Annotated in this window: 22 protein-coding genes and 1 tRNA gene; 12 read left to right on the top strand and 11 right to left on the bottom strand. The window is 34.7% G+C overall.

All coding sequences use genetic code 11. The annotated features are described in order from the left end of the window. Position 1 precedes the first annotated feature (1 nt). From V4D31_RS07565 to tadA, 4 genes are read left to right on the top strand one after another with little or no spacing between them, the layout of a single operon-like run. On the top strand, positions 2–319 hold the full coding sequence (locus tag V4D31_RS07565) for a YtxH domain-containing protein (protein ID WP_353685833.1): 318 nt from the start codon (positions 2–4) through the stop codon (positions 317–319). Continuing rightward, positions 319–675, top strand: a complete 357-nt coding sequence (hypA, locus tag V4D31_RS07560) for a hydrogenase maturation nickel metallochaperone HypA (RefSeq protein WP_353685832.1) — start codon at positions 319–321, stop codon at positions 673–675. The genes V4D31_RS07565 and hypA overlap by 1 nt, the downstream gene beginning before the upstream one ends. Continuing rightward, the gene (gene hypB / locus V4D31_RS07555) at positions 665–1,309 is read left to right on the top strand and encodes a hydrogenase nickel incorporation protein HypB (RefSeq protein WP_353685831.1); all 645 of its coding nucleotides are present in this window, start codon (positions 665–667) and stop codon (positions 1,307–1,309) included. Before hypA ends, hypB begins: the two co-directional genes overlap by 11 nt. Then, positions 1,306–1,740 carry a tRNA adenosine(34) deaminase TadA gene (gene tadA, locus V4D31_RS07550; RefSeq protein ID WP_353685830.1) on the top strand — a complete coding sequence of 145 codons (435 nt, stop codon included), beginning with the start codon at positions 1,306–1,308 and terminating at the stop codon, positions 1,738–1,740. The genes hypB and tadA overlap by 4 nt, the downstream gene beginning before the upstream one ends. Here tadA and glyA read toward each other — a convergent pair. From glyA to V4D31_RS07505, 9 genes are read right to left on the bottom strand one after another with little or no spacing between them, the layout of a single operon-like run. Continuing rightward, positions 1,734–2,972 (bottom strand): serine hydroxymethyltransferase, encoded by a 1,239-nt coding sequence (glyA, locus tag V4D31_RS07545; RefSeq protein WP_353685829.1) that lies wholly within the window; start codon positions 2,970–2,972, stop codon positions 1,734–1,736. The genes tadA and glyA overlap by 7 nt on opposite strands. Continuing rightward, the gene (gene rpiB / locus V4D31_RS07540) at positions 2,969–3,421 is read right to left on the bottom strand and encodes a ribose 5-phosphate isomerase B (RefSeq protein WP_353685828.1); all 453 of its coding nucleotides are present in this window, start codon (positions 3,419–3,421) and stop codon (positions 2,969–2,971) included. Before rpiB ends, glyA begins: the two co-directional genes overlap by 4 nt. Positions 3,422–3,458: 37 nt before the next feature. Further along, complete coding sequence (locus V4D31_RS07535; protein WP_353685827.1) at positions 3,459–4,109, bottom strand: hypothetical protein; 651 nt, start codon at positions 4,107–4,109, stop codon at positions 3,459–3,461. A gap of 2 nt (positions 4,110–4,111) precedes the next feature. Next, positions 4,112–4,822, bottom strand: a complete 711-nt coding sequence (gene rph / locus V4D31_RS07530) for a ribonuclease PH (RefSeq protein WP_353685826.1) — start codon at positions 4,820–4,822, stop codon at positions 4,112–4,114. Beyond that, positions 4,823–5,629, bottom strand: coding sequence for a glutamate racemase (gene racE, locus V4D31_RS07525; RefSeq protein WP_353685825.1), 807 nt, complete (start codon positions 5,627–5,629; stop codon positions 4,823–4,825). It abuts the gene before it with no gap. Next, positions 5,629–6,135, bottom strand: coding sequence for a GerMN domain-containing protein (locus V4D31_RS07520; RefSeq protein ID WP_353685824.1), 507 nt, complete (start codon positions 6,133–6,135; stop codon positions 5,629–5,631). The genes racE and V4D31_RS07520 overlap by 1 nt, the downstream gene beginning before the upstream one ends. Then, a complete protein-coding gene (locus V4D31_RS07515; protein WP_353685823.1) occupies positions 6,128–7,090 on the bottom strand; it encodes an N-acetylmuramoyl-L-alanine amidase in 963 nt (320 codons plus the stop codon). The genes V4D31_RS07520 and V4D31_RS07515 overlap by 8 nt, the downstream gene beginning before the upstream one ends. Next, on the bottom strand, positions 7,087–7,854 hold the full coding sequence (locus tag V4D31_RS07510; protein ID WP_353685822.1) for a sulfite exporter TauE/SafE family protein: 768 nt from the start codon (positions 7,852–7,854) through the stop codon (positions 7,087–7,089). Before V4D31_RS07510 ends, V4D31_RS07515 begins: the two co-directional genes overlap by 4 nt. 40 nt (positions 7,855–7,894) lie before the next feature. After that, positions 7,895–8,242, bottom strand: a complete 348-nt coding sequence (locus V4D31_RS07505; RefSeq protein WP_353685821.1) for an alanine-zipper protein — start codon at positions 8,240–8,242, stop codon at positions 7,895–7,897. An 81-nt stretch (positions 8,243–8,323) separates the two neighbouring features. On the opposite strand from V4D31_RS07505, the gene V4D31_RS07500 reads away from it, so the two are divergent. Genes V4D31_RS07500 through V4D31_RS07475 form a run of 6 tightly spaced genes read left to right on the top strand, consistent with a single transcriptional unit; the run spans position 8,324 to position 15,024 of the window. Further along, positions 8,324–8,878 (top strand): DUF4390 domain-containing protein, encoded by a 555-nt coding sequence (locus tag V4D31_RS07500; RefSeq protein ID WP_353685820.1) that lies wholly within the window; start codon positions 8,324–8,326, stop codon positions 8,876–8,878. Beyond that, on the top strand, positions 8,875–10,872 hold the full coding sequence (locus tag V4D31_RS07495) for an ATP-binding protein (RefSeq protein WP_353685819.1): 1,998 nt from the start codon (positions 8,875–8,877) through the stop codon (positions 10,870–10,872). Before V4D31_RS07500 ends, V4D31_RS07495 begins: the two co-directional genes overlap by 4 nt. Continuing rightward, the gene (locus tag V4D31_RS07490; RefSeq protein ID WP_353685818.1) at positions 10,869–12,242 is read left to right on the top strand and encodes a sigma-54 dependent transcriptional regulator; all 1,374 of its coding nucleotides are present in this window, start codon (positions 10,869–10,871) and stop codon (positions 12,240–12,242) included. Before V4D31_RS07495 ends, V4D31_RS07490 begins: the two co-directional genes overlap by 4 nt. An 11-nt stretch (positions 12,243–12,253) precedes the next feature. After that, the gene (gene der / locus V4D31_RS07485; RefSeq protein ID WP_353685817.1) at positions 12,254–13,597 is read left to right on the top strand and encodes a ribosome biogenesis GTPase Der; all 1,344 of its coding nucleotides are present in this window, start codon (positions 12,254–12,256) and stop codon (positions 13,595–13,597) included. A gap of 24 nt (positions 13,598–13,621) precedes the next feature. Continuing rightward, positions 13,622–14,593: an SDR family NAD(P)-dependent oxidoreductase gene (locus V4D31_RS07480; RefSeq protein WP_353685816.1), complete on the top strand. Its 972-nt coding sequence runs from the start codon at positions 13,622–13,624 to the stop codon at positions 14,591–14,593. An 11-nt stretch (positions 14,594–14,604) separates the two neighbouring features. Next, positions 14,605–15,024, top strand: coding sequence for a universal stress protein (locus V4D31_RS07475; protein ID WP_353684195.1), 420 nt, complete (start codon positions 14,605–14,607; stop codon positions 15,022–15,024). On the opposite strand, the gene V4D31_RS07470 is transcribed toward V4D31_RS07475, so the two are convergent. Continuing rightward, positions 14,996–16,069 carry an ATP-binding protein gene (locus tag V4D31_RS07470; protein ID WP_353685815.1) on the bottom strand — a complete coding sequence of 358 codons (1,074 nt, stop codon included), beginning with the start codon at positions 16,067–16,069 and terminating at the stop codon, positions 14,996–14,998. The two genes, V4D31_RS07475 and V4D31_RS07470, sit on opposite strands and share 29 nt — an antisense overlap. Before the next feature lie 285 nt (positions 16,070–16,354). Further along, positions 16,355–16,437, bottom strand: a tRNA-Leu gene (locus V4D31_RS07465). Between the two features lie 331 nt (positions 16,438–16,768). Between V4D31_RS07465 and V4D31_RS07460 the strand changes: the two genes are divergently transcribed. Then, positions 16,769–18,769 carry a CoB--CoM heterodisulfide reductase iron-sulfur subunit A family protein gene (locus V4D31_RS07460; protein WP_353685814.1) on the top strand — a complete coding sequence of 667 codons (2,001 nt, stop codon included), beginning with the start codon at positions 16,769–16,771 and terminating at the stop codon, positions 18,767–18,769. Between the two features lie 19 nt (positions 18,770–18,788). Then, entirely contained in the window at positions 18,789–19,325 is a 537-nt protein-coding gene (locus V4D31_RS07455) for a 4Fe-4S dicluster domain-containing protein (protein WP_353685813.1), read from the top strand. Positions 19,326–19,330 lie beyond the last annotated feature (5 nt).

Raw genomic sequence — 19,330 nt, 5'->3', positions numbered from 1 at the left:
AATGGATGAGGAAAGAGGTTTTAGTGCAAAATCAGTATTTTTATCCTTTTTGCTTGGTGGTATTGTAGGAGCAGGCCTGGCTTTGATTTTAGCTCCACAGTCAGGAAGGGAAACAAGAACTAAGATTAAAGAGACAGCAGAAGATGTAAAGGAAAAGGCAACTTCCTATATAAAGGAAGCCAAAGAAAAGATAGCTTCAACTCTTGATAAAGCTAAAGAAACTCTTGAAGAGAAAAAATCAGCTATTACAAAAGCAGTTGAAGCAGGGAAAGAAGTTTATGAAAAGGAACTTTCCAAAGATAAGGAGCAAGAAAGCTGATGCATGAGGCATCCATTGCCTATGAATTGCTCAATATTGCAGTGAATGAGTGTTCTAAAAATGGATACAGTAAGATAGAGACAATAAAAGTTGTAGTAGGCAGAGCAACAGGCGTAATGACTGATGCTCTGCTTTTCGCCTTTAATGTCCTAAAAGAAGACACAATTGCAAAGAATGCCACACTGATAATTGAGGAACTTCCTGTGAGAGGAGTTTGTAAGGACTGTGGGAAAGAGTTTGAAAGTAACGAAAATTATATTATTTTTGAATGCCCATACTGTGGCAGTTTCTCAATAAATTTGATTTCAGGTAAAGAACTTAATATAACTGAAATGGAGGTCAGTGATGAAAGTTAAGTTGACAACAAAAATTCTTGATGCAAATGAGAGAATAGCAGAAGAAAACAAAAAAATGTTTAAAGAAGCAGGGGTTTATGTAATAAATCTCATGAGTTCTCCTGGTGCGGGGAAAACTTCTTTACTTGAGAGAACAATTGCAGCAATCAAGGATAAAGTAAGAGTTGGTGTTATTGAAGGTGATATAACAGGAACTCGAGATGCTGAAAGAATTGATCGCCTTGGTGTTCCTGTTGTTCAAATCAATACAGAAGGTGCGTGCCATCTTGATGCAAACATGATAGCTGATGCAGCTAAAGAGCTACCACTTAAAGATCTGGATGTTTTATTTATTGAAAATGTGGGAAATCTTGTATGTCCTGCAGAATTTAAAGTTGGAGAAGATGTTAAAGTAATGATTTTGAGTCTTACTGAGGGAGATGACAAACCTCTTAAATATCCTCTCATGTTTCAGGAATCCTCTGTTTTGATTATTAACAAAATTGACCTCAGAGATTTACTTGATGTAAGCATTGATAAAATCAAAAAGGATGCCCAATTTCTCAATCCAAATATAAAGATATTTGAAGTATCATGCAAAACAGGGCAGGGTATTGATGAGTGGACGAACTGGCTTCTGACGAATATTTCATGAAGGAAGCGTTAAAAGAAGCGGAAAAGGCATATGCATTAGGTGAAGTTCCTGTTGGTGCTGTTATTGTTTTGAATGGTGAAATTGTTGCAAGAGCTCATAACATAAAAGAAACAACCCATGATCCTACTGCCCATGCAGAAATGCTGGCAATCAAGCAGGCAGCAAATGTTTTTGGTGCATGGAGACTTACAGAGGCAACTCTTTATGTAACAAAAGAGCCATGTATAATGTGTTCTGGTGCTATAGTTCATGCAAGAATAAAAAGAGTTGTCTATGGATGTAGTGATCCAAAAGGTGGAGGAGCCGTAAGTTTATACAGAATTCTTCAGGATCCAAGACTAAATCATCAGGTTGAAATCACATCAGGCATTCTTGAAGAAGAATGCCGTGCTGTTTTGCAGAGATTTTTTAAGGAATTGAGAAATCAATAAATTGGAAATCTTTTACAGAGCCTCTCTACCCTTTTTTTCATGTCTTTTATTACTGATTCATTCTTGATGTTTTTTATGATTTTTTCAATAATTTCAGCAATTTCTTCCATTTCTTCTTCTCCCATTCCTCTTGTTGTTACACATGGAGTGCCTATTCTTATACCAGAAGTAACTGTTGGAGGCTTTGTGTCAAAGGGAATGGTGTTCTTATTTACAGTTATACCAGCTTTATCAAGAGCTTCTTCAGCTTCTTTCCCTGTAATGTTAAAATTAGTAAGGTCAACAAGCATCAAATGGTTGTCTGTTCCATCAGAGACTAATTTAAAATCTCTTCTTTTTAATGCCTCTGCAAGGGTTTTTGCATTTTTTACAACTTTTTTCTGATATTCTTTAAATTCCTCTGTTAGAGCTTCTTTAAAGGCAACAGCTTTAGCTGCAATTACATGAACAAGGGGACCACCCTGAATCCCTGGGAAAACTGCTTTATCAATAGCTTTTGCATAATCAGCTTTACACATAACAATACCGCCTCTTGGTCCTCTAAGAGTTTTATGAGTTGTTGTTGTTATAAAATCAGAATAGGGAACAGGAGAAGGATGAATTCCTGTAGCAACCAGTCCAGCTATATGAGCAATGTCTGCCATCAAGTAGGCATTCACTTCTTTTGCTATTTCAGCAAATGCTTTAAAATCAATAATTCTTGGATATGCACTCGCACCAGTGATAATTATTTTAGGTTTATGTTCATGAGCAAGTTTGCGAACTTCCTCCATGTCAATGTAACCAGTGTCTTTATTTACTCCATAAAATACGGTTTTATAAAGTTTTCCTGTAAAATTTACAGCTGAACCATGGGATAAATGTCCACCATGAGGAAGACTCATTCCCATTATTGTGTCTCCAGGTTGAAGCATAGCAAAATAAACAGCCATGTTTGCCTGTGTGCCAGAGTGGGGTTGAACATTTACATGCTGAGCATTAAAAAGTTGCTTACATCTTTCTTGAGCAAGTCTTTCAACCTCATCAGCATATTCGCAACCTCCATAATATCTTCTGCCAGGATATCCTTCAGCATATTTATTTGTAAAAAGACAGCCCTGAGCTTCCATAACCGCTTTACTTGCATAATTTTCTGAAGCAATCATAAGGATTTTGTTGTTTTCTCTCTTTTTTTCCTTAAGTATTAATGAATAAATTTCGGGATCAGTGTCTTTTAAAGATTTCCATTTCATTTATCAAGAACCTTCCTTTCTATAAGATTTATTTTTTCAAGCCTTCTTATGTGTCTTCCACCTTCAAAAGAAGTGTTAAACCAGACATTTACTATTTCCATTGCAAGGTCTTTTCCTACAACTCTTCCGCCAATGCAGAGAATGTTGGCATCATTGTGAAGTCTTGACATCTTTGCTGTAAAAAGATCGTTACAGAGAGCTGCTCGGACATTTTTAAACTTATTTGCAACAATTGACATGCCTATACCAGTGCCACATATCAGAATTCCCCTTTCAACAGCACCCTCAGATACAGCTTTTGCAACAGCCTCTGCATAGTCTGGATAATCAACAGAGCATGAGGAGCCTGTGCCCATATCAACAACTTCGTATCCTATGTTTTTCAGCATATGGGAGACAGTTTCTTTTAATTCAAAACCTGCATGATCAGACCCAATCGCAACCTTCATGTTGAGTATTATATATGATTAAGTTAATTTTAGTAAATTATGCGGATTTTTTCATTTTTAATGATTGTAAAATTTCAACAATCTTGAGATTAATTTTTTCACTTTTTCTTAATTCTTCTATATCAAGCTCTGGTTCTCCACAGATATCTGCAGCAATTATTTTGTTATTAGAAAGAAGGTTAAATAAAAAATTAAAAAGTTGTTGTGGAGATATACTGCCTTGTGTCCATCTTGTATTTAAATGTTTTTTATCAATTATGTCCTTGTCTATGCTCAAATAAATTGGAAGTTTTACTTCAAAGATTTTTCCAATGTTTGAAGAGTTTATGTAAAAGATTTCTTTAAGATTTTTAAGAAAACCTGCCCTGTAAATCCATGAATCACATCTTATAATATCTCCATTAAAGGCTCTCATATCAAGATGATTATCAATGACTAAAAGGGCAAAGTGTTCTTTTATTCTTTTAAGAAAAAGAAAGGAGATGTAATGATAATCTCCTTTACCGATAAAAGTTATTAAAGACTGATGTAGAGGAATTCTTTTTTCAATAAGTTTCAGACGATCTTCAGGACACATGAATTTTGTCTCTTTAAGAGAGCGCAGATCTATCTCTGCAAAAGCTTTTTTTCTTAAATTGCGCTGATAAAAGTATGTATCATCAAAATGCAGTATCAATACATGATACATACTCAATCAAGAGCATTTATAAGCCTTAATAACTCCCTTATTCCTTTTTCTGCCAGAGAAATTAGTTGAAGCAGATTTTCCTTAGAAAAAGGCATTAATTCTGCTGTTCCCTGAATTTCTACAAACTTTCCAGACCCTGTCATCACTATATTCATGTCAACCTCTGCCTGAGAGTCTTCCTGATAGCAGAGGTCAAGGCGGGGTTCACCTGAGACTATTCCAACACTTATAGCAGCAACACTGTCTTTCAAAGGATCTTCAGTAATCATTCCAGCATTCATTGCTTTTTTAATAGCTTCTCTTAAAGCTAAATACCCACCAGTTATTGAGGCTGTTCGGGTTCCTCCATCAGCTTCAATAACATCGCAGTCAATCCATATTGTTCTTTCTCCAAGTTTTTCAAGGTCAACAACTGCTCTCAATGATCTTCCAATGAGTCTTTGAATTTCATGAGTTCTTCCACCAACTCTGCCAGCAGTGGACTCTCTTAACATTCTTACTGGAGTTGACCGAGGAAGCATTCCGTACTCAGCTGTGATCCATCCTTTTTTCTGATCCTTTAAAAAAGGTGGAACTTTATTTTCTATTGATGCTGTGCATATTACTCTTGTATTACCAAGTTCAATTAAAACTGAACCATCAGCGTTTTTAATAAAGTTCTTTTCAATTTTTAAACTTCTGAGTTCATCATTTTTTCGTCCATCAGGCCTCATTTACTTTTCCTCCTCAAGAGATACTTTAAAAATATTGTTAATTTCATAGTTTAAAAATATTTCACCTATCTTTTTAAATCTCTCTGGTGAATCAGTTACATAAAAGGTTTTTAAACCATGCTCAGAGCTTTTATTTATAAGCTCTTGATGGATAAGTAGATTTTTTACTTCCAGAGCAATTTCCTGAGCGGAATCCACAAGCCTTATTCCTTCCATATATTTCTGAATAGTTTTTTTTAGCAAAGGATAATGGGTGCAACCGAGAATTAAAGTGTCAATTCCACTGTGTTTCAAATCTTTAAGATATTTTTCAACTACCAGTTCTGCAATGCTTCCCTCTAAAATTCCTTCTTCCACTAATGGAACGAATAAAGGACAGGCTTTTGAAATAACCTCTGTATCGGGTTTTAGTGTCTTAATTTTTTTAGGATAGGCTTCACTCTGAATAGTTGCTTCTGTTCCAATTATGCCGATTTTGCCGTTTTTTGTAACTTTTAATGCTGCCCTAACTCCGGGTTCAATAACACCAATAACAGGTACTGGTAATTTTTCTCTCAGAATTTCAAGGCTTACAGATGAAGAGGTATTACAAGCCACGACAAGCATTTTAATCTCTTTTTTAAAAAGAAAGCTTGCACATTCAAGAGAATATTTAATAACAGTTTCAGCAGAACGAATTCCATAGGGAACTCGTGCAGTATCACCAAGATACATGAGGTTTTCATTTGGAAGTAGCTTTGCAATTTCTTTTAAAACTGTTAAGCCTCCAATTCCAGAGTCAAAAATACCTATCGGTTTTTCTTGCATTAATTTTCCTCCACTGCTTCTTTTAAAGATGATGCAATTGAGATATGTCCTGATATAGTTTCAATTTCTCGGCTTTCTATCAATATTTTAATATCTTTTATCCACGGAAAGTTCTCTTTTAATGTTTTATAGAGGGATTTGAGCAAAAAATACTCCTCAAGCATACTTTGAGGTATGGCAAAATTTTTTGATAAATCTATATAAACGACATTTTCTTTGTCTCTGTATATGCCAAGAATTTTCGTTTCTTTTGAAGGTAGTTCTGATAAAAAAATTTCAAGAATTCTTTCAATATTTTTTAACTCTGAGCTTTCTTTCTCGAGATATATTTCTTTTATAACTATAGAATTTGAAGAAGGCAGGTATATTTTAAAGTTTACCATGGCTTGCTCTGTTTGAAATTTTTCAAAAGTTTTTTTCTCGTGTTTAAATAAAGTGAAATAAACTATAGTCGTTAATATTGCAACCAGTATTAAAGCTGAAATTGTAATTAATTTTTTATTCATCGTTTGTTTTTTGCACTTTTGTTTTAAAGTTTTCCAGAATTCCCTGAACAAGGACATCTATAATTTTGTTTACATAACTTTTCTCAGAAAATAAAGCTCTTTTAGGAATTTCAATCATCAAAGCTGGTTGACAAGCTTCTTTAAGAAGAGTGGCAGGCAGTTTTTCTGTATAAACAGGTTCTGAAAATTTCTCTTTTATTTTTTTTACAAAAATTTTTACTAAACTGTCTTCTTTAAGAAAAATCTTTGATGGATCATCTTTTGATATGTTTATTTTCTTTGGAGATGTATAAATAATGAAACTTTCTTCGCTTGAAAGATGAATACTTAACAAAACAGAAGGTTTTAAGGTATTTGCAATTTTTGACCTTTCTTTAAGGGATAAATTTTCATCAGTAGCTCTTGTAAGTGATGTTTTTATTCCTTTTTGTGCAAGCCTTGATGCTATTTCCTTGGAGATATACAGCACAAGCTCTTTTTCACTGCTATCTTTTTCCTTTATTCCTGAATCCAGCCCGCCATGTCCTGGATCAAGGAGTATTGATGCTGATTTAAATTTTTCTTCCTGTGGAGGCGATTCAAAAAATGCATCTATTACAAGTCTTGGTGGGGATTCAAGTCTTGAAATTTTTATTTTATTAATGTTTGAAGTGCTGATAATTAGACTACTATCACTTTTAAAAATTTTTAGATTATTTACTTTATCTTGATCGGATAAAACTTTTCCTTCAAATTCAATTTCAAATGAATTTGGAAAGCTTAATTTTAATTTACCATCATTCAGCAATTTTACATTTATTGAATGTGCAGTCTCAATTGTTTCGCATACCAGGACAAATCTATAAAAATCCTGATGTTTTCCGTATTTTAAAACTATTTTTTGAGCAGTCTCCTGAGCTAAGGCTGTTGATAAAATAGACAAAACTAAAATTATAAATACAGTTTTTTTAATCATTTAACAGGTTTTGGTGTTTTTAAGAATCTTATTCCTGTCCATATTATAATCAAGGCAAATATTACTCTCAAATAAGCATCACTAAGAACATGGGCAATGTTAGAGCCAATGTAAGTTCCAACAATAATACCAGAAATCAATCCGGGAAGGAGACCTTTAATGACATTACCAAGCCTTAAATGTGTATAAGCACCAACTGCTCCAGCAGGAACCATGCATAATAGAGATGTGCCCTGTGCTATGTGCTGACCATAATTTAATATAATAACAAGGGCAGGAACCATAACAGTGCCTCCACCTATGCCCATCATTCCAGCCAGAAAACCTGCAAAAATACCTATTATAAGAAGTGTGATAATCTTCGCAATTCCTTCAATTTCAAGATGATACAGCTCAGTAAGATAAGGTTTTGCAACAAGAATTAGGGCAGCAAAAATTAAAAAAGCACCGAAGGCTCTTTTAAGTTTCCATTCTGCAAGACTGTGTGCAAATCGTGCACCTGCCCGGGCAGTAAAAATCGCTGTTACTGCAAGGATCAAAGAAGCAACAACATCTACAGAACCCTTCATTCCGTAAGTAACAGCACCTGTGATACCTGTAAATACAAGAGCGAATAAACTTGTTCCATGTGCTTTGTGCTGGGTAATCTTAAGCACAGCCACCATTAGTGGAATCATAACCACTCCGCCACCAAGTCCAACAAGTCCGCCAAAACAGCCAGCAAGAACTCCTATCCATAGGGAATGGATAAACTGATTTTTCACAATCAAAAAATTTAATACTTATTAAGTTAAAATGTCAAATTTACTTTTTTTGTTGTAATTCAAAAGCTTTTTTAGATGTTTCTGCTGCAGCCTGAGCTTTTTTTGCAGCATCCTGAGCCTGCATAACTGCAGCCTGAGACTCTTTCACAGCTTCTTCTGATTTTTTCAATGCTTCTTTTGCTGTCCACTGCACAGAATCTACCTTAGAATCAACGGTTTTGATTTCTTTTTGAAGAGATGAAATCTCTTTGTTCATGTTTTCCAGTTGTTTTTCAATTTTTTCAAGTTTCTGATAAATTGGATCTGTTTGCTCCTTTACATACTCCTTTGTTGCACAACCACTTAACAAAATAAATGTTGTTCCTGCAATAATTAAAAACTTTTTCATTGTCCACCTCCAAATGCTTTAATTTTGTTTTTAACACAAAGATTAAGAAAAAGTAAAACAAAAAATAATATAATAAAACTGATGAAAAAATTCATAAGAAGGCTGATTATTAGTGTGGGATTTTTACTGCTTATCCCATTTCATGCCTGGGCAATTGAAAACATAAATATGGAGATTCAGAGAGACAATGCTTTCCTCATAGTAAAAGCTCGCATTATTCCTTCTCAAGAATTTATTGAAGATTTTAAAAATGGTTTAAGTAAAAATATTTTTATACTGATAGAGCTTTACAGAAGTTGGTCAATTATTCCAGATGAGTTTATAAGTGGAGTTCAGATACAGAGAGTTTTAATTTCTGATCCAATAAAAGATGAATTCATTGTAAAAACTTTGCAGGGAGAGACTTTAACAGAAAAAAGGTTTAAAAACTGGCAGGAGGCTCTGGACTGGGCTTTAAAAATAGAACCTGTAAAAATTGTAAATATCAATAATGTGGAAAGAGGTAAGTATTACATAAAAATTACAGTTGAATCAAACATAAAGAGGCTTCCTTCAATGCTTGAACATATTTTGTTTTTTATACCCACATATGAAAAAAAAATAACAAAAGAGTCAGAAAACTTTAGATTGCCATGAAAGAGAGACTAAAAAAATATTTTTTTCCTGTTTTTTTAACCTCGCTACTTTTTATAGTTCTTGGTTTTGAAATATACCTTTTGAGGCTTCCACCTGAACAGATTCCTACAAGGTTTATAATCGTTTCACTTTTTGTAATAAACATAATCTCTCTTATAACCCTGGGATTTTTTGTCATAAGAAGCGTTTTCAGGCTTTATCTTGAAAAGCATAGAGAAGTCCCTGGATACAGATTTAGGATAAAAATAGTGACCATTTTTGTGGGATTGGTGCTCATCCCCTCAGCTCTTTTATTCATTGCCTTTAGCGGAGTTCTTGAAAATTCAATAGAAAGAATTTTTTCCAAATCAAACAGAGAAATTATATCAAAAACAGTTGATACAGTTAAGGCTTTTTACGATTTTGAAAAAGAAAAGCTTCTTAATCTTGCTGAAGACTTAAAAAATGGTAAAATCAGGGGCATTCCTCATGGAATTTCTGTTGAAAGATTGAAAACTTTTAAAACTGATATGCCAGAATCAGTAAAAGATGCTTTTCAGGGCAAGAAATCAGCTCAGATTGTCTCTTCTTCAGATGGAGATTTAGTTATTGTTGCAATACCTGACAGTAATGGTGTTTTGGTTTTAAAAATGATAATTCCTTCTGAGATAACAAAAAAGGTTGAGGAAGTTAAGGCTCATTACGAAGAGTATCTCAAAATGGGTTCTATGAGAAAAGCTGTTAAGTCAAACTATTTCATGTTTCTTGGATTTCTCAGTCTTATTATAGTTTTTTTAGCTTTATGGGCATCCTTAAAAATCTCCCAGGAAATTACAAATCCTCTTAAAGAGCTTGTTCAGGCAACCGAGCGTGTCTCAAAGGGAGATCTTAAAGTTAAAATTCTTACCAAAAGCTCTGATGAAATCGGAATTCTTGTTAATTCTTTCAATGAAATGATAGCAAAGCTTGATAAAGCCTATTTTGATCTATCAGAAAGAAATATTCTCCTTGAAAGAATGTTTTCCAATATTACTTCAGGAATTATTTTTATTGGACAGGGTGGAAAAATTTTCAAAATAAATAAAGCAGGAGAAGAAATACTACAAATTCCAGGAAATAAAATAGAAGGCAAACATTATGCAGAAATACTTGAATTTATTGAATCTGATGAGTTAAAAGAATTTATAAAAAAGCTTTCTGAGGAGCGAATTTATGAGATTTCCAAAGATTTAAATATCAAAATAAAAGGTAAAAATAAAATAATCAGGTCAAGATTTATTTCATTAAGAGAGTCTCAGGAAAGCGAAGCTACAGGAATTCTTGTAGTATTTGATGATATTACAGACATTGTTAAGGCACAACAGGCAATTGCATGGGAAGAGGTTGCAAGAAGACTTGCCCATGAGATAAAAAATCCTCTTACTCCAATTAAACTTGCTACGGAAAGACTAATAAAAAAATGGAAAAATAAAGAGGAGGATTTTGGCAGAGTCTTTGAAAAATCAACTCAGACAATTATCTCAGGAGTTGAATCTCTTAAGAATTTAATTGATGCCTTTCAGAAATTGGGTAAACTTCCTGATATTAAAAAAGAATCTGTAAATCCGCTAAACTTAATAGAAGATGTGATAGAACTTTATAAAGGATACAAGGATGTCAGAATAAATCTTGTATTGTGTGACGAAATTAAACATGTTTTACTTGATCCAGAGCAATTTAAAAGGGTTCTGATAAATATAATTGACAATGCAATAAAAGCTATGAATGGTAAAGGTGAAATAACAATATCTGTTAAACTAAATAATAATCTTGAGATAGAGGTGGCTGACACTGGTCCTGGTGTGGATGATGAAATAAAAGAAAAGTTGTTTTTACCATATTTTTCAAAAAACAAGGAAGGCACAGGTCTTGGACTTGCGATTGCAAGAAAAATTGTTAATGAACATGGTGGAAATATACATGTTATGGACAATAAACCACATGGAACAATCTTTAAAATAGAGGTGCCTGTTTGAAAGGAAAAGTTTTAATAGTTGATGATGAAATGGGAATTCTTGAGACTATCTCTGGAATTTTAGAAGATGAGGGATATAAAACTCTTACAGCAGTAGATGCAGAGGCTGCCATGGATATCCTTGATAAAGAAGTGATAGATTTAATTTTTCTTGATGTCTGGCTTCCTAAGATGAACGGAATTGAAGCAATAAAAAAGATAAAAGAAAAGGATTTTCATATTCCAGTTATCATGATTTCAGGACATGGAAATGTGGAAATAGCAGTTCAGGCTGTAAAACTTGGAGCCTTTGATTTTCTTGAAAAGCCTCTGTCAATGGAAAGGATTATATTGACTGCAGAAAGAGCATTAGAATTTAAACGCCTTGAACAAGAAAATATAAAGCTTCGTAGCAGTGTAACTAAAAGGTATGAACTTATTGGAAGTTCTCAAACAATGAAAAAAATAAAAACTCAGATTGAAATGATTGCTAAAGGAGACTCCAGGGTTTTAATACTAGGTGAGTCTGGAACTGGTAAAGAACTTGTAGCAAGAATGATTTATTTATTGAGTCCCAGAGCTACTGCTCCTTTTGTTGAAGTAAACTGCGCAGCAATTCCTCAGGAACTTATAGAAAGCGAACTTTTTGGACATGAAAAAGGAGCTTTTACCGGCGCAGTGGAAAGAAAGATTGGTAAGTTTGAGCTTGCCAATGAAGGAATTCTTTTTCTTGATGAAATTGGAGATATGTCTTTACTTACACAGGCAAAGCTTTTACGAGTGATTGAAACGCAGAAGTTTCAGAGAGTTGGAGGCACGAAGGATATAACAGTTAATGTTAGAATTATTTCAGCAACAAATAAAGACCTTACAGAAGAGATTAAAAAAGGCAATTTCCGTGAGGACCTTTACTGGAGACTTAATGTTGTTCCTATCTATATTCCTCCTTTAAGAGAAAGAAAAGAAGATATTCCAGAGTTGATTAATTATTTCATAAATGAGTTTAACAGGGAGAAAGGATGGAAAAAAAAGACAGTGCAGCCTCAGGCAATGAAAATGCTTCAGGATTATGACTGGCCCGGAAATGTGAGAGAACTAAGGAATGCCATAGAAAGGCTTATGATAATGGTTCCAAAAGATGTGATAGAGATTGAAGATATTGAAAATACTGGAATAATAAAAAATAAAGTAAGAGAAGAAACATATTTTTCTTATACCTCATTGAAACAAGCAAGAGATGCCTTTGAGAGAGAATTTATTTTGAGGAAACTTAAAGAGAATAACTGGAATATGACAAAAACAGCAGAAATGATAGGAATAGAAAGAAGCAATCTCTATAAAAAAATCAAAGCTTTTGGCATAGTTCTTCCCAAAGAGTTTTCAGAAAACTAAAGGAGATTTAAATGTTCACAGTGGTTATTGTAGGTCGTCCTAATGCTGGAAAGTCAACGCTTTTTAATAGAATGATTAAGTCTGATGATAAAATTAAAGCAATTACAGATAAACTTCCCGGAGTAACGAGAGATATAAACTATGGAGTTGCAAAATGGGAGGACAAAACATTTACCGTAGTTGATACAGGAGGTTTTTTCCCTGAACAGAAGGCTGAAAATATAATTCAGAAACAGATGCTTGAACAGATTGAGATTGCCATATCAGAGGCAGATTTAATAATTCATCTACTTGATGGCAAAGAGGGGCTTGTTCCAGACGATATTGAAACAGCAAGATGGTTAAGGCAAACAGAAAAGGAGATTCTATGGGTTGTGAACAAAATAGATAACCCTTCAAAACTCAGTAGAATATACGAGTTTTATAGCATAGGAACAGAACAACTTATACCGATTTCAGCTCTAACAGGTTATGGATTTGAAGAATTGATTGAAAAAATTATTGAAAGACTCCCTCTAACTCAATCATTAAAATCAGAAGAAGAACTGCCAAAAATAGCTATTGTTGGCAGGCCCAATGTGGGAAAATCAACGATTATCAATGCCTTGCTTGGCAAAAAAAGAATGATAGTAAGTCCATTGCCTGGAACCACCAGAGATGCTATTGATGCAGTATGCACATACTACGGTAAAAAATATCTATTGATAGACACAGCAGGGATAAAGAGGCTTTCTTACTACAAAAGGGAAATATCCCAGCAAGTCTATGTTGAAAAGCTTTCATACTTTAAAGCATTAAGAAGTATTGAAAGGGCTGATATTGCAGTGCTTGTTGTAGATGCTACTGAAGGAATTGTAAATCAGGATCAAAAAATTGCTGGCATAGTGGCTGAGCAGAAAAAAGGATTGATAATTTTAATTAATAAATGGGATTTAATTCCACAGGATGAAAGAGACAGAAAGGCAAAAATTTTTGCAGAGGAAATAAGAAGAAAACTCTGGTTTGTGGATTATGCTCCATATCTGACTGTTTCTGCAACAAATAAAACAAGACTTACAAAAATTTTCCCTATTATTGACCAGATTTTAGAGGAATACGCTAAAAGAGTATCCACATCTGAGTTGAATAAACTTTTTAATCAGAAATTGAAAGATGTGGTACTTTCCTCAGGTGGAAAGGAGTTAAAGTTTTATTACATAACCCAGGTTGATGTAGAACCACCTACATTTGTTGTTTTTGTTAATGATAAATCAGCAGTCAAACAGCATCATATCAAATTTATTGAAAAACTTTTGCGAGAGACATTTAATTTTGAATTTTCTCCCATAAGCATAAAAGTTAAACAAAGAAAATAACTTTTTATGTTAAAATAAAAAACTATGCAAACAATTTTTGTAACAGGAGCTGCTGGCTTTATAGGATGGGCAACGTGCAGATTACTTTTAAATCAAGGTTTTACAGTTATAGGCATTGACAATGTGAATGACTACTATGACCCAAAAATTAAAGAATTAAGGCTTCAGGATCTAAGAAAATTTCAGAATTTTATTTTTTATAAAGCAGACATTGAAGATTTTGAGATACTGAAAAACATTTTTAAAACTCACAAAATAGATGCTGTTATTAATCTTGCAGCCAGGGCAGGTGTCAGGGCATCTGTTGAAAACCCCTGGGGTTATCTTCAGACAAATGTAGCAGGAACAATCAATCTTCTTGAATGTATGAAGGAACATGAGATTAAAAAATTTATTCTTGCATCAACATCAAGTGTTTATGGTGATACAGAAAAAATGCCCTTTAAGGTTTCTGATGCCACAGATAAACCTCTTGCTCCTTATCCTGCCTCAAAGAAGGCTGCAGAGCTTTTCTGTTATAGCTATCACTATCTTTATGGGATAAATACAATAATTCCAAGATATTTTACAGTTTATGGACCCTTTGGAAGGCCTGATATGAGCATTTTCAGATTTATCAAGAAAATAGACTCTGAAGAGCCAATAACTGTTTATGGAGATGGAAAGCAGAAAAGAGATTTTACATTTGTTGAAGATATTGCAGAGGCAACAGTAGCGTGTCTGAATCTTGAAGGATATAAGATTTTGAATCTCGGTAATGACAGACCTGTGGAACTCATTTATGTAATAAATTTAATAGAGGAAGTTCTTCAAAAAAAGGCAAAAATTCAGTGGCAGCCAAGACATCCAGCAGACATTTATGCAACATGGGCAGACATCTCTGAGGCAAAACAGTATATAGGATGGTCTCCAAAGGTTTCAATAGAAGAAGGAATTCAGATTACCGTTGACTGGTTCAAGAAAAACAGAGAGTTACTGAAGGACATTAAGATATAAAGGAGGAAAAGATGCAGAGAATTTTGGTAGCTCATGATGGCTCAAAGGCATCAGACAAAGCATTAAGAAAGGCGCTGGAGATTGCTTTAAGCATGAATTCATCTCTCACTGTGCTTGCAGTAGTTCCAGAGCTTTATCTTACAGAGCTTTCTGATGCTGACAGACAGAGAATTACGGAAGTGCTTAAAAGAGAGACCGAGGAAAATATGGAAAGGATAAGAAAATCTCTTTCTGGAAAACCTATTGAGATTAAATTTCTTGTAAGAGAAGGAGACCCTGCTGAAAAAATTCTTGAAACAGCTCATAAAATGAAGGTTGACCTTATTGTTACAGGTTCTCATGGAAAACACGGTACAAAAAAGTTTCTCATTGGAAGCGTATCTGCTAAAGTTGTTGAATATTCTAAGTGTCCTGTTCTTGTTGTAAAGTAGCAAGAGGGAAAAATATTTTTACTGTTGTCCCAGTATGGGGAGAGCTTTTTAATTCAATAAATCCATTATGTTTTTGAACTATATTTTTTACAATTGACAGTCCCATTCCAAATTTTCTTGGATCTTGAGTAAACAGAGGTTCAAAACATTTTTCCAGTGTTTCTTTATCCATACCAACTCCGTTGTCAGAAATTGTAAGAACAATTTTTTCTTCAGTGTCAATTTTGATTTTTTCAGTTGAGATTGATATAACTCCTTCATCAGGTATAGCATTTTTAGCATTTTGAACAAGTTCAACAAGAACTTCTCTGAGCTGCTGTGGGTCTCCTTTAATTAAAGGACTTTCCTTAGATAAAGAAATCTTCAGATTTATTTTTTCACCTGCTATATTTTTGAGCACATCTTTAGTGGAAATAACAAGAAAATTCAGATCAAAAACTTTTGTCATAGAAGGAGCTTTTCTCAAGGCAAGCAAGTCCTGAATCAATTTAACACCTTTTTCAACAGATTCAATTAATTTTTCAATGTATGGAGAATAATTTTTGTCTGTAACTCTCTCTTTCAGCAATTGGGCAAATCCATAGATCCCGTTAAATATATTGTTAAACTGATGTGTGAGATTATTTAGAACTTCATAAATTCCTTCAAGTTTTATAGCTTCCTTGAATTTTTCATTAATTATTTTCTTTTCTGTTACTTCTTTTCCGATTTCAAAGACAGCCTTTATTTCTCCATTTTCCTTAAGCGGAAATCCAGTTAAAATATAGTGTCTTCCTTCATCTGATATGTTTTCAGCAGTTTCTGTATTGCCTGTTTGAAGGGCTTTAACGCATGGACAGCCTTCACATGGACTACTTCTTTTATGCCACAGGCTATAACATTTTTTACCTTTAACATCCTCAGGATTCATGCCTAATCTTTCAGCAAAGGCTTTATTAGCCCATAGAATATTTAACTCTTTATCCATAATAGACATGTTGTGATCAAGGCTATCAAAGATAGAAATTAAAGATTCTTCTGTTAGTTTAAATTGTAGTGATTTCATTGAATAAAAGAGGGCTTATTTAAAAAGTTTTGCAAATATTGGCAATACCTAACTTCTCGGGGGGGGGGGTAAATGTAGTTTTAACTTTCTATGACGAAATTTGGCAAATATGTCTTTCCCACCTATAGATGCATAAAACATGTCAAACAATGGCGATTTCTTGAAAATCAAAAAACATAACATTCTCAAATACCTCTACTCCTGATTCCGAGCTTCTTTCTGTGATTCAGCTTTTCTTTTATCATTTTTATTGAACAGTTTTTCAGTTTACCTTCATCAACAAAATGCCGGTGGTGGGATTTGAACCCACACGGGATTGCTCCCAGCGGATTTTGAGTCCGCCGCGTCTGCCGTTCCACCACACCGGCTATTAAAAAAACAATAGCATAAAAAATCATAAAAAATCAATGTGTTTCAAATGGTTTTAAATACCTCCTTATTGCCTCACATAAATTTAATTCCTCTTTTATTTCTTCTGCTAAATCCTTTCGTTCAAGAACTCTCTCAAAAGGAGTTTTTACCTTTTTCTTGACACCGTGTTGTCCTTGCATCCCTTGTGGGTGCGAAAAGGAATCGGCAACGAATGGTATTTCAAGTAGATTTTAAATGAGGCAATTCGACTACTTGACAAATTTTTCAAAAAATGGTAAAAAGGATAAACCATATTAAAATTTAATAATATATTAAGGAGGGCTTAAGATGGCAAAGATAGGGGTGTATGTATGCCATTGTGGAGAGAATATTGCAGGTGCGGTGAACATTGAAGAAGTTGTGAAATATGCCGAGACTCTTCCAGATGTAGCTGTTGTAAGAAATTATCTTTTTATGTGTTCAGATCCAGGCCAGGAGATTATTAAAAAGGATATTAAAGATGGAGTAGTTGATAGAGTGGTTGTTGCAGCATGTACACCAAGAACTCATGAGCCAATTTTTAGAGATGCTGTGGAATCAGCAGGACTTAATAGATACTTCTTAGAGATGGCTAACATCAGAGACCAAGATAGCTGGGCTCATTGGCATGATAAAACCGGTGCTACAGAGAAAGCAAAAAGACTCATAAGAAGCGCAGTAGCAAAAGTGAAATTGGCAGAGCCTCTTTATGATCGCTATGGTGATATGGAAAAGTCTGTAATGGTTGTTGGTGGTGGAGTCGCAGGAATGTTTGCAGCTTTGGACCTTGCCAATATGGGGCTTAAGGTTTATCTTGTTGAGAGACAGCCATCAATTGGTGGACAGATGATAAAGCTTGACAAAACATTTCCAACAATGGATTGCTCAGCGTGTATTCTTACTCCAAAGATGGTTGAAGTAGCTCAGCATCCAAATATTGAACTTATTACCTATGCAGAAGTGGATGCTGTAAAGGGCTATGTGGGTAATTTTGATATTACTGTTAAGAAAAAGGCAAGATATATAGACTGGGATAAATGCACAGGCTGTGGTGTCTGTACTCAACTTTGTCCTTCAAGGGTTCCTAATGAATATAACTTTGGAATGAATCAGAGACGGGCAGCTTATATTGAGTTTCCCCAGGCTGTTCCAAAAAAGGCAGTGATTGATAGAGCAAACTGTCTTTATTTCAAATCAATGGATAAAACAGGCAAACCAGCCTGCCAGATTTGTGAAAAAGGAATCCCACCTAAGGGAATACAGGGTTGTCCAGCAGGTGCAATAAAATTTGATGATAAAGATGAGTATGTAAATCTTAAGGTTGGTGCAGTGATTCTTGCAACAGGATACAAAGTAATGGAAAAAACTCACTTTAAAGAATACTCGCCTCATAGCCCGGATGTAGTTACAGCAATGGAATTTGAAAGAATTCTTTCAGCTACAGGTCCAACAGAGGGAGAACTTAAAAGACCTTCTGATGGAACAAAGCCAAAGACCATTGCATTTATATCCTGTGTTGGAAGCCGTGATGAGAGATATCATACCTATTGTTCAAAAGTATGCTGCATGTATATGCTAAAACACGCAAGAATTCTTAAAGAAAAATATCCGGATATCAAGCTTTATCTCTTTTTCATAGATGTAAGAACAGCAGGAAAAGATTTTGAGGAATTCTATGTTTATACAAAAGAATTGGGCGTCAAGGTAATCAGAGGAGGGAGAGTTTCAGCAGTTGATGTAAAACCAAATGGGAAGCTCAGAGTGAGAGGTTTTGATGTTGACCTTTGCTCTCCTGTTGAGCTTGAGGCAGACATGGTTGTTTTAGCAACAGCTATTGAACCTCCAGCAGGAACAGAGGAACTTGGCAGACTTTTTGCAGCAACATGTGGAAGAGAAGGATTTTTAAGGGAGGTTCATACCAAGCTTTATCCAGTTGAAACAGCTGCCAAAGGAGTATTTCTTGCAGGATGTGTGCAAGGTCCAAAGGATATTCCAGAGTCAATTGCTCAGGCACGTGCAGCTTCTTCTGCAGCAGCTGCTTTGGTTATCCCAGGTAAGATTAAATTTGAAGCAATTATTTCTGAAGTGGATAGAGAAAAATGCAGCAGTTGCGGTGTTTGCGTTCCTCTTTGTCCATATGGAGCAATAAAACTTGAAGAATACAAAGGCAAAGAAAAAGCATATATTGAACCTGCTCTTTGTGCAGGATGTGGCGTTTGTGCCAGCGCATGTCCATCAAGAGCGATTACATTCCATGGATTTACAACTGAGCAAATTCTGGCACAGATTGATGCATTAGCTGAAGCATAAAAAATAAAAGGAGGGAAAAATGGAAGAAGGTGGTGTAAATGTAATTGATCTTACGCAGGCAGATGAAAGCTTTGTAAAAGAATTAATAGGATTAGGCGCAGATGAATTAAGAGAATGCATACAGTGTGGAAAATGTGGAGCTACATGTCCCATGGCATTAGCAGGATTAGAATTTTTTATTAAAAGGATAGTTCATGCAGCCAATCTTGGTTTAAGAGATATTCTTCTTGAGGATTCCTCTATATGGGGATGCCAGTCCTGTAACCGTTGTGTTGAAATATGTCCGATGGATATAAAACCCTATGAAGTAATTCAGGCATTAAGAAGAGCAGCAATTAAGGTAGAGTCCTGCCCTGCAAATACCTATGAGGGTTTAAGAAATTTATATAAGTTCGGTCATGCGGTATTTCCAAAGGGATTTGAAGAAAGAAGAAAGAAAGCAGGTCTGCCAGAGAAACCACCAACAGCATTGAGCTTTGATGAATTAAGGAAAAAGTACCAGGAAGTTTTAAAGCAAACTATCCTGGAAGAAATAGCACCATTCCCGCTTGATTAAGGAGG

The organism is Thermodesulfovibrio sp. 3462-1, assembly GCF_040451425.1.
GTDB lineage: Bacteria > Nitrospirota > Thermodesulfovibrionia > Thermodesulfovibrionales > Thermodesulfovibrionaceae > Thermodesulfovibrio > Thermodesulfovibrio obliviosus.
The sequence above is the reverse complement of the archived record's forward strand: the minus strand, read 5'-3'. Positions and strand labels throughout refer to the sequence as shown.

Coding starts and splice junctions, on each gene's coding strand:
- V4D31_RS07565 (WP_353685833.1), top strand. CDS start 2: ATGGATGAGGAAAGAGGTTTTAGTGCAAAATCAGTATTTTTATCCTTT.
- hypA (WP_353685832.1), top strand. CDS start 319: ATGCATGAGGCATCCATTGCCTATGAATTGCTCAATATTGCAGTGAAT.
- hypB (WP_353685831.1), top strand. CDS start 665: ATGAAAGTTAAGTTGACAACAAAAATTCTTGATGCAAATGAGAGAATA.
- tadA (WP_353685830.1), top strand. CDS start 1,306: ATGAAGGAAGCGTTAAAAGAAGCGGAAAAGGCATATGCATTAGGTGAA.
- glyA (WP_353685829.1), bottom strand. CDS start 2,972: ATGAAATGGAAATCTTTAAAAGACACTGATCCCGAAATTTATTCATTA.
- rpiB (WP_353685828.1), bottom strand. CDS start 3,421: ATGAAGGTTGCGATTGGGTCTGATCATGCAGGTTTTGAATTAAAAGAA.
- V4D31_RS07535 (WP_353685827.1), bottom strand. CDS start 4,109: ATGTATCATGTATTGATACTGCATTTTGATGATACATACTTTTATCAG.
- rph (WP_353685826.1), bottom strand. CDS start 4,822: ATGAGGCCTGATGGACGAAAAAATGATGAACTCAGAAGTTTAAAAATT.
- racE (WP_353685825.1), bottom strand. CDS start 5,629: ATGCAAGAAAAACCGATAGGTATTTTTGACTCTGGAATTGGAGGCTTA.
- V4D31_RS07520 (WP_353685824.1), bottom strand. CDS start 6,135: ATGAATAAAAAATTAATTACAATTTCAGCTTTAATACTGGTTGCAATA.
- V4D31_RS07515 (WP_353685823.1), bottom strand. CDS start 7,090: ATGATTAAAAAAACTGTATTTATAATTTTAGTTTTGTCTATTTTATCA.
- V4D31_RS07505 (WP_353685821.1), bottom strand. CDS start 8,242: ATGAAAAAGTTTTTAATTATTGCAGGAACAACATTTATTTTGTTAAGT.
- V4D31_RS07500 (WP_353685820.1), top strand. CDS start 8,324: ATGAAAAAATTCATAAGAAGGCTGATTATTAGTGTGGGATTTTTACTG.
- V4D31_RS07495 (WP_353685819.1), top strand. CDS start 8,875: ATGAAAGAGAGACTAAAAAAATATTTTTTTCCTGTTTTTTTAACCTCG.
- der (WP_353685817.1), top strand. CDS start 12,254: ATGTTCACAGTGGTTATTGTAGGTCGTCCTAATGCTGGAAAGTCAACG.
- V4D31_RS07480 (WP_353685816.1), top strand. CDS start 13,622: ATGCAAACAATTTTTGTAACAGGAGCTGCTGGCTTTATAGGATGGGCA.
- V4D31_RS07475 (WP_353684195.1), top strand. CDS start 14,605: ATGCAGAGAATTTTGGTAGCTCATGATGGCTCAAAGGCATCAGACAAA.
- V4D31_RS07470 (WP_353685815.1), bottom strand. CDS start 16,069: ATGAAATCACTACAATTTAAACTAACAGAAGAATCTTTAATTTCTATC.
- V4D31_RS07460 (WP_353685814.1), top strand. CDS start 16,769: ATGGCAAAGATAGGGGTGTATGTATGCCATTGTGGAGAGAATATTGCA.
- V4D31_RS07455 (WP_353685813.1), top strand. CDS start 18,789: ATGGAAGAAGGTGGTGTAAATGTAATTGATCTTACGCAGGCAGATGAA.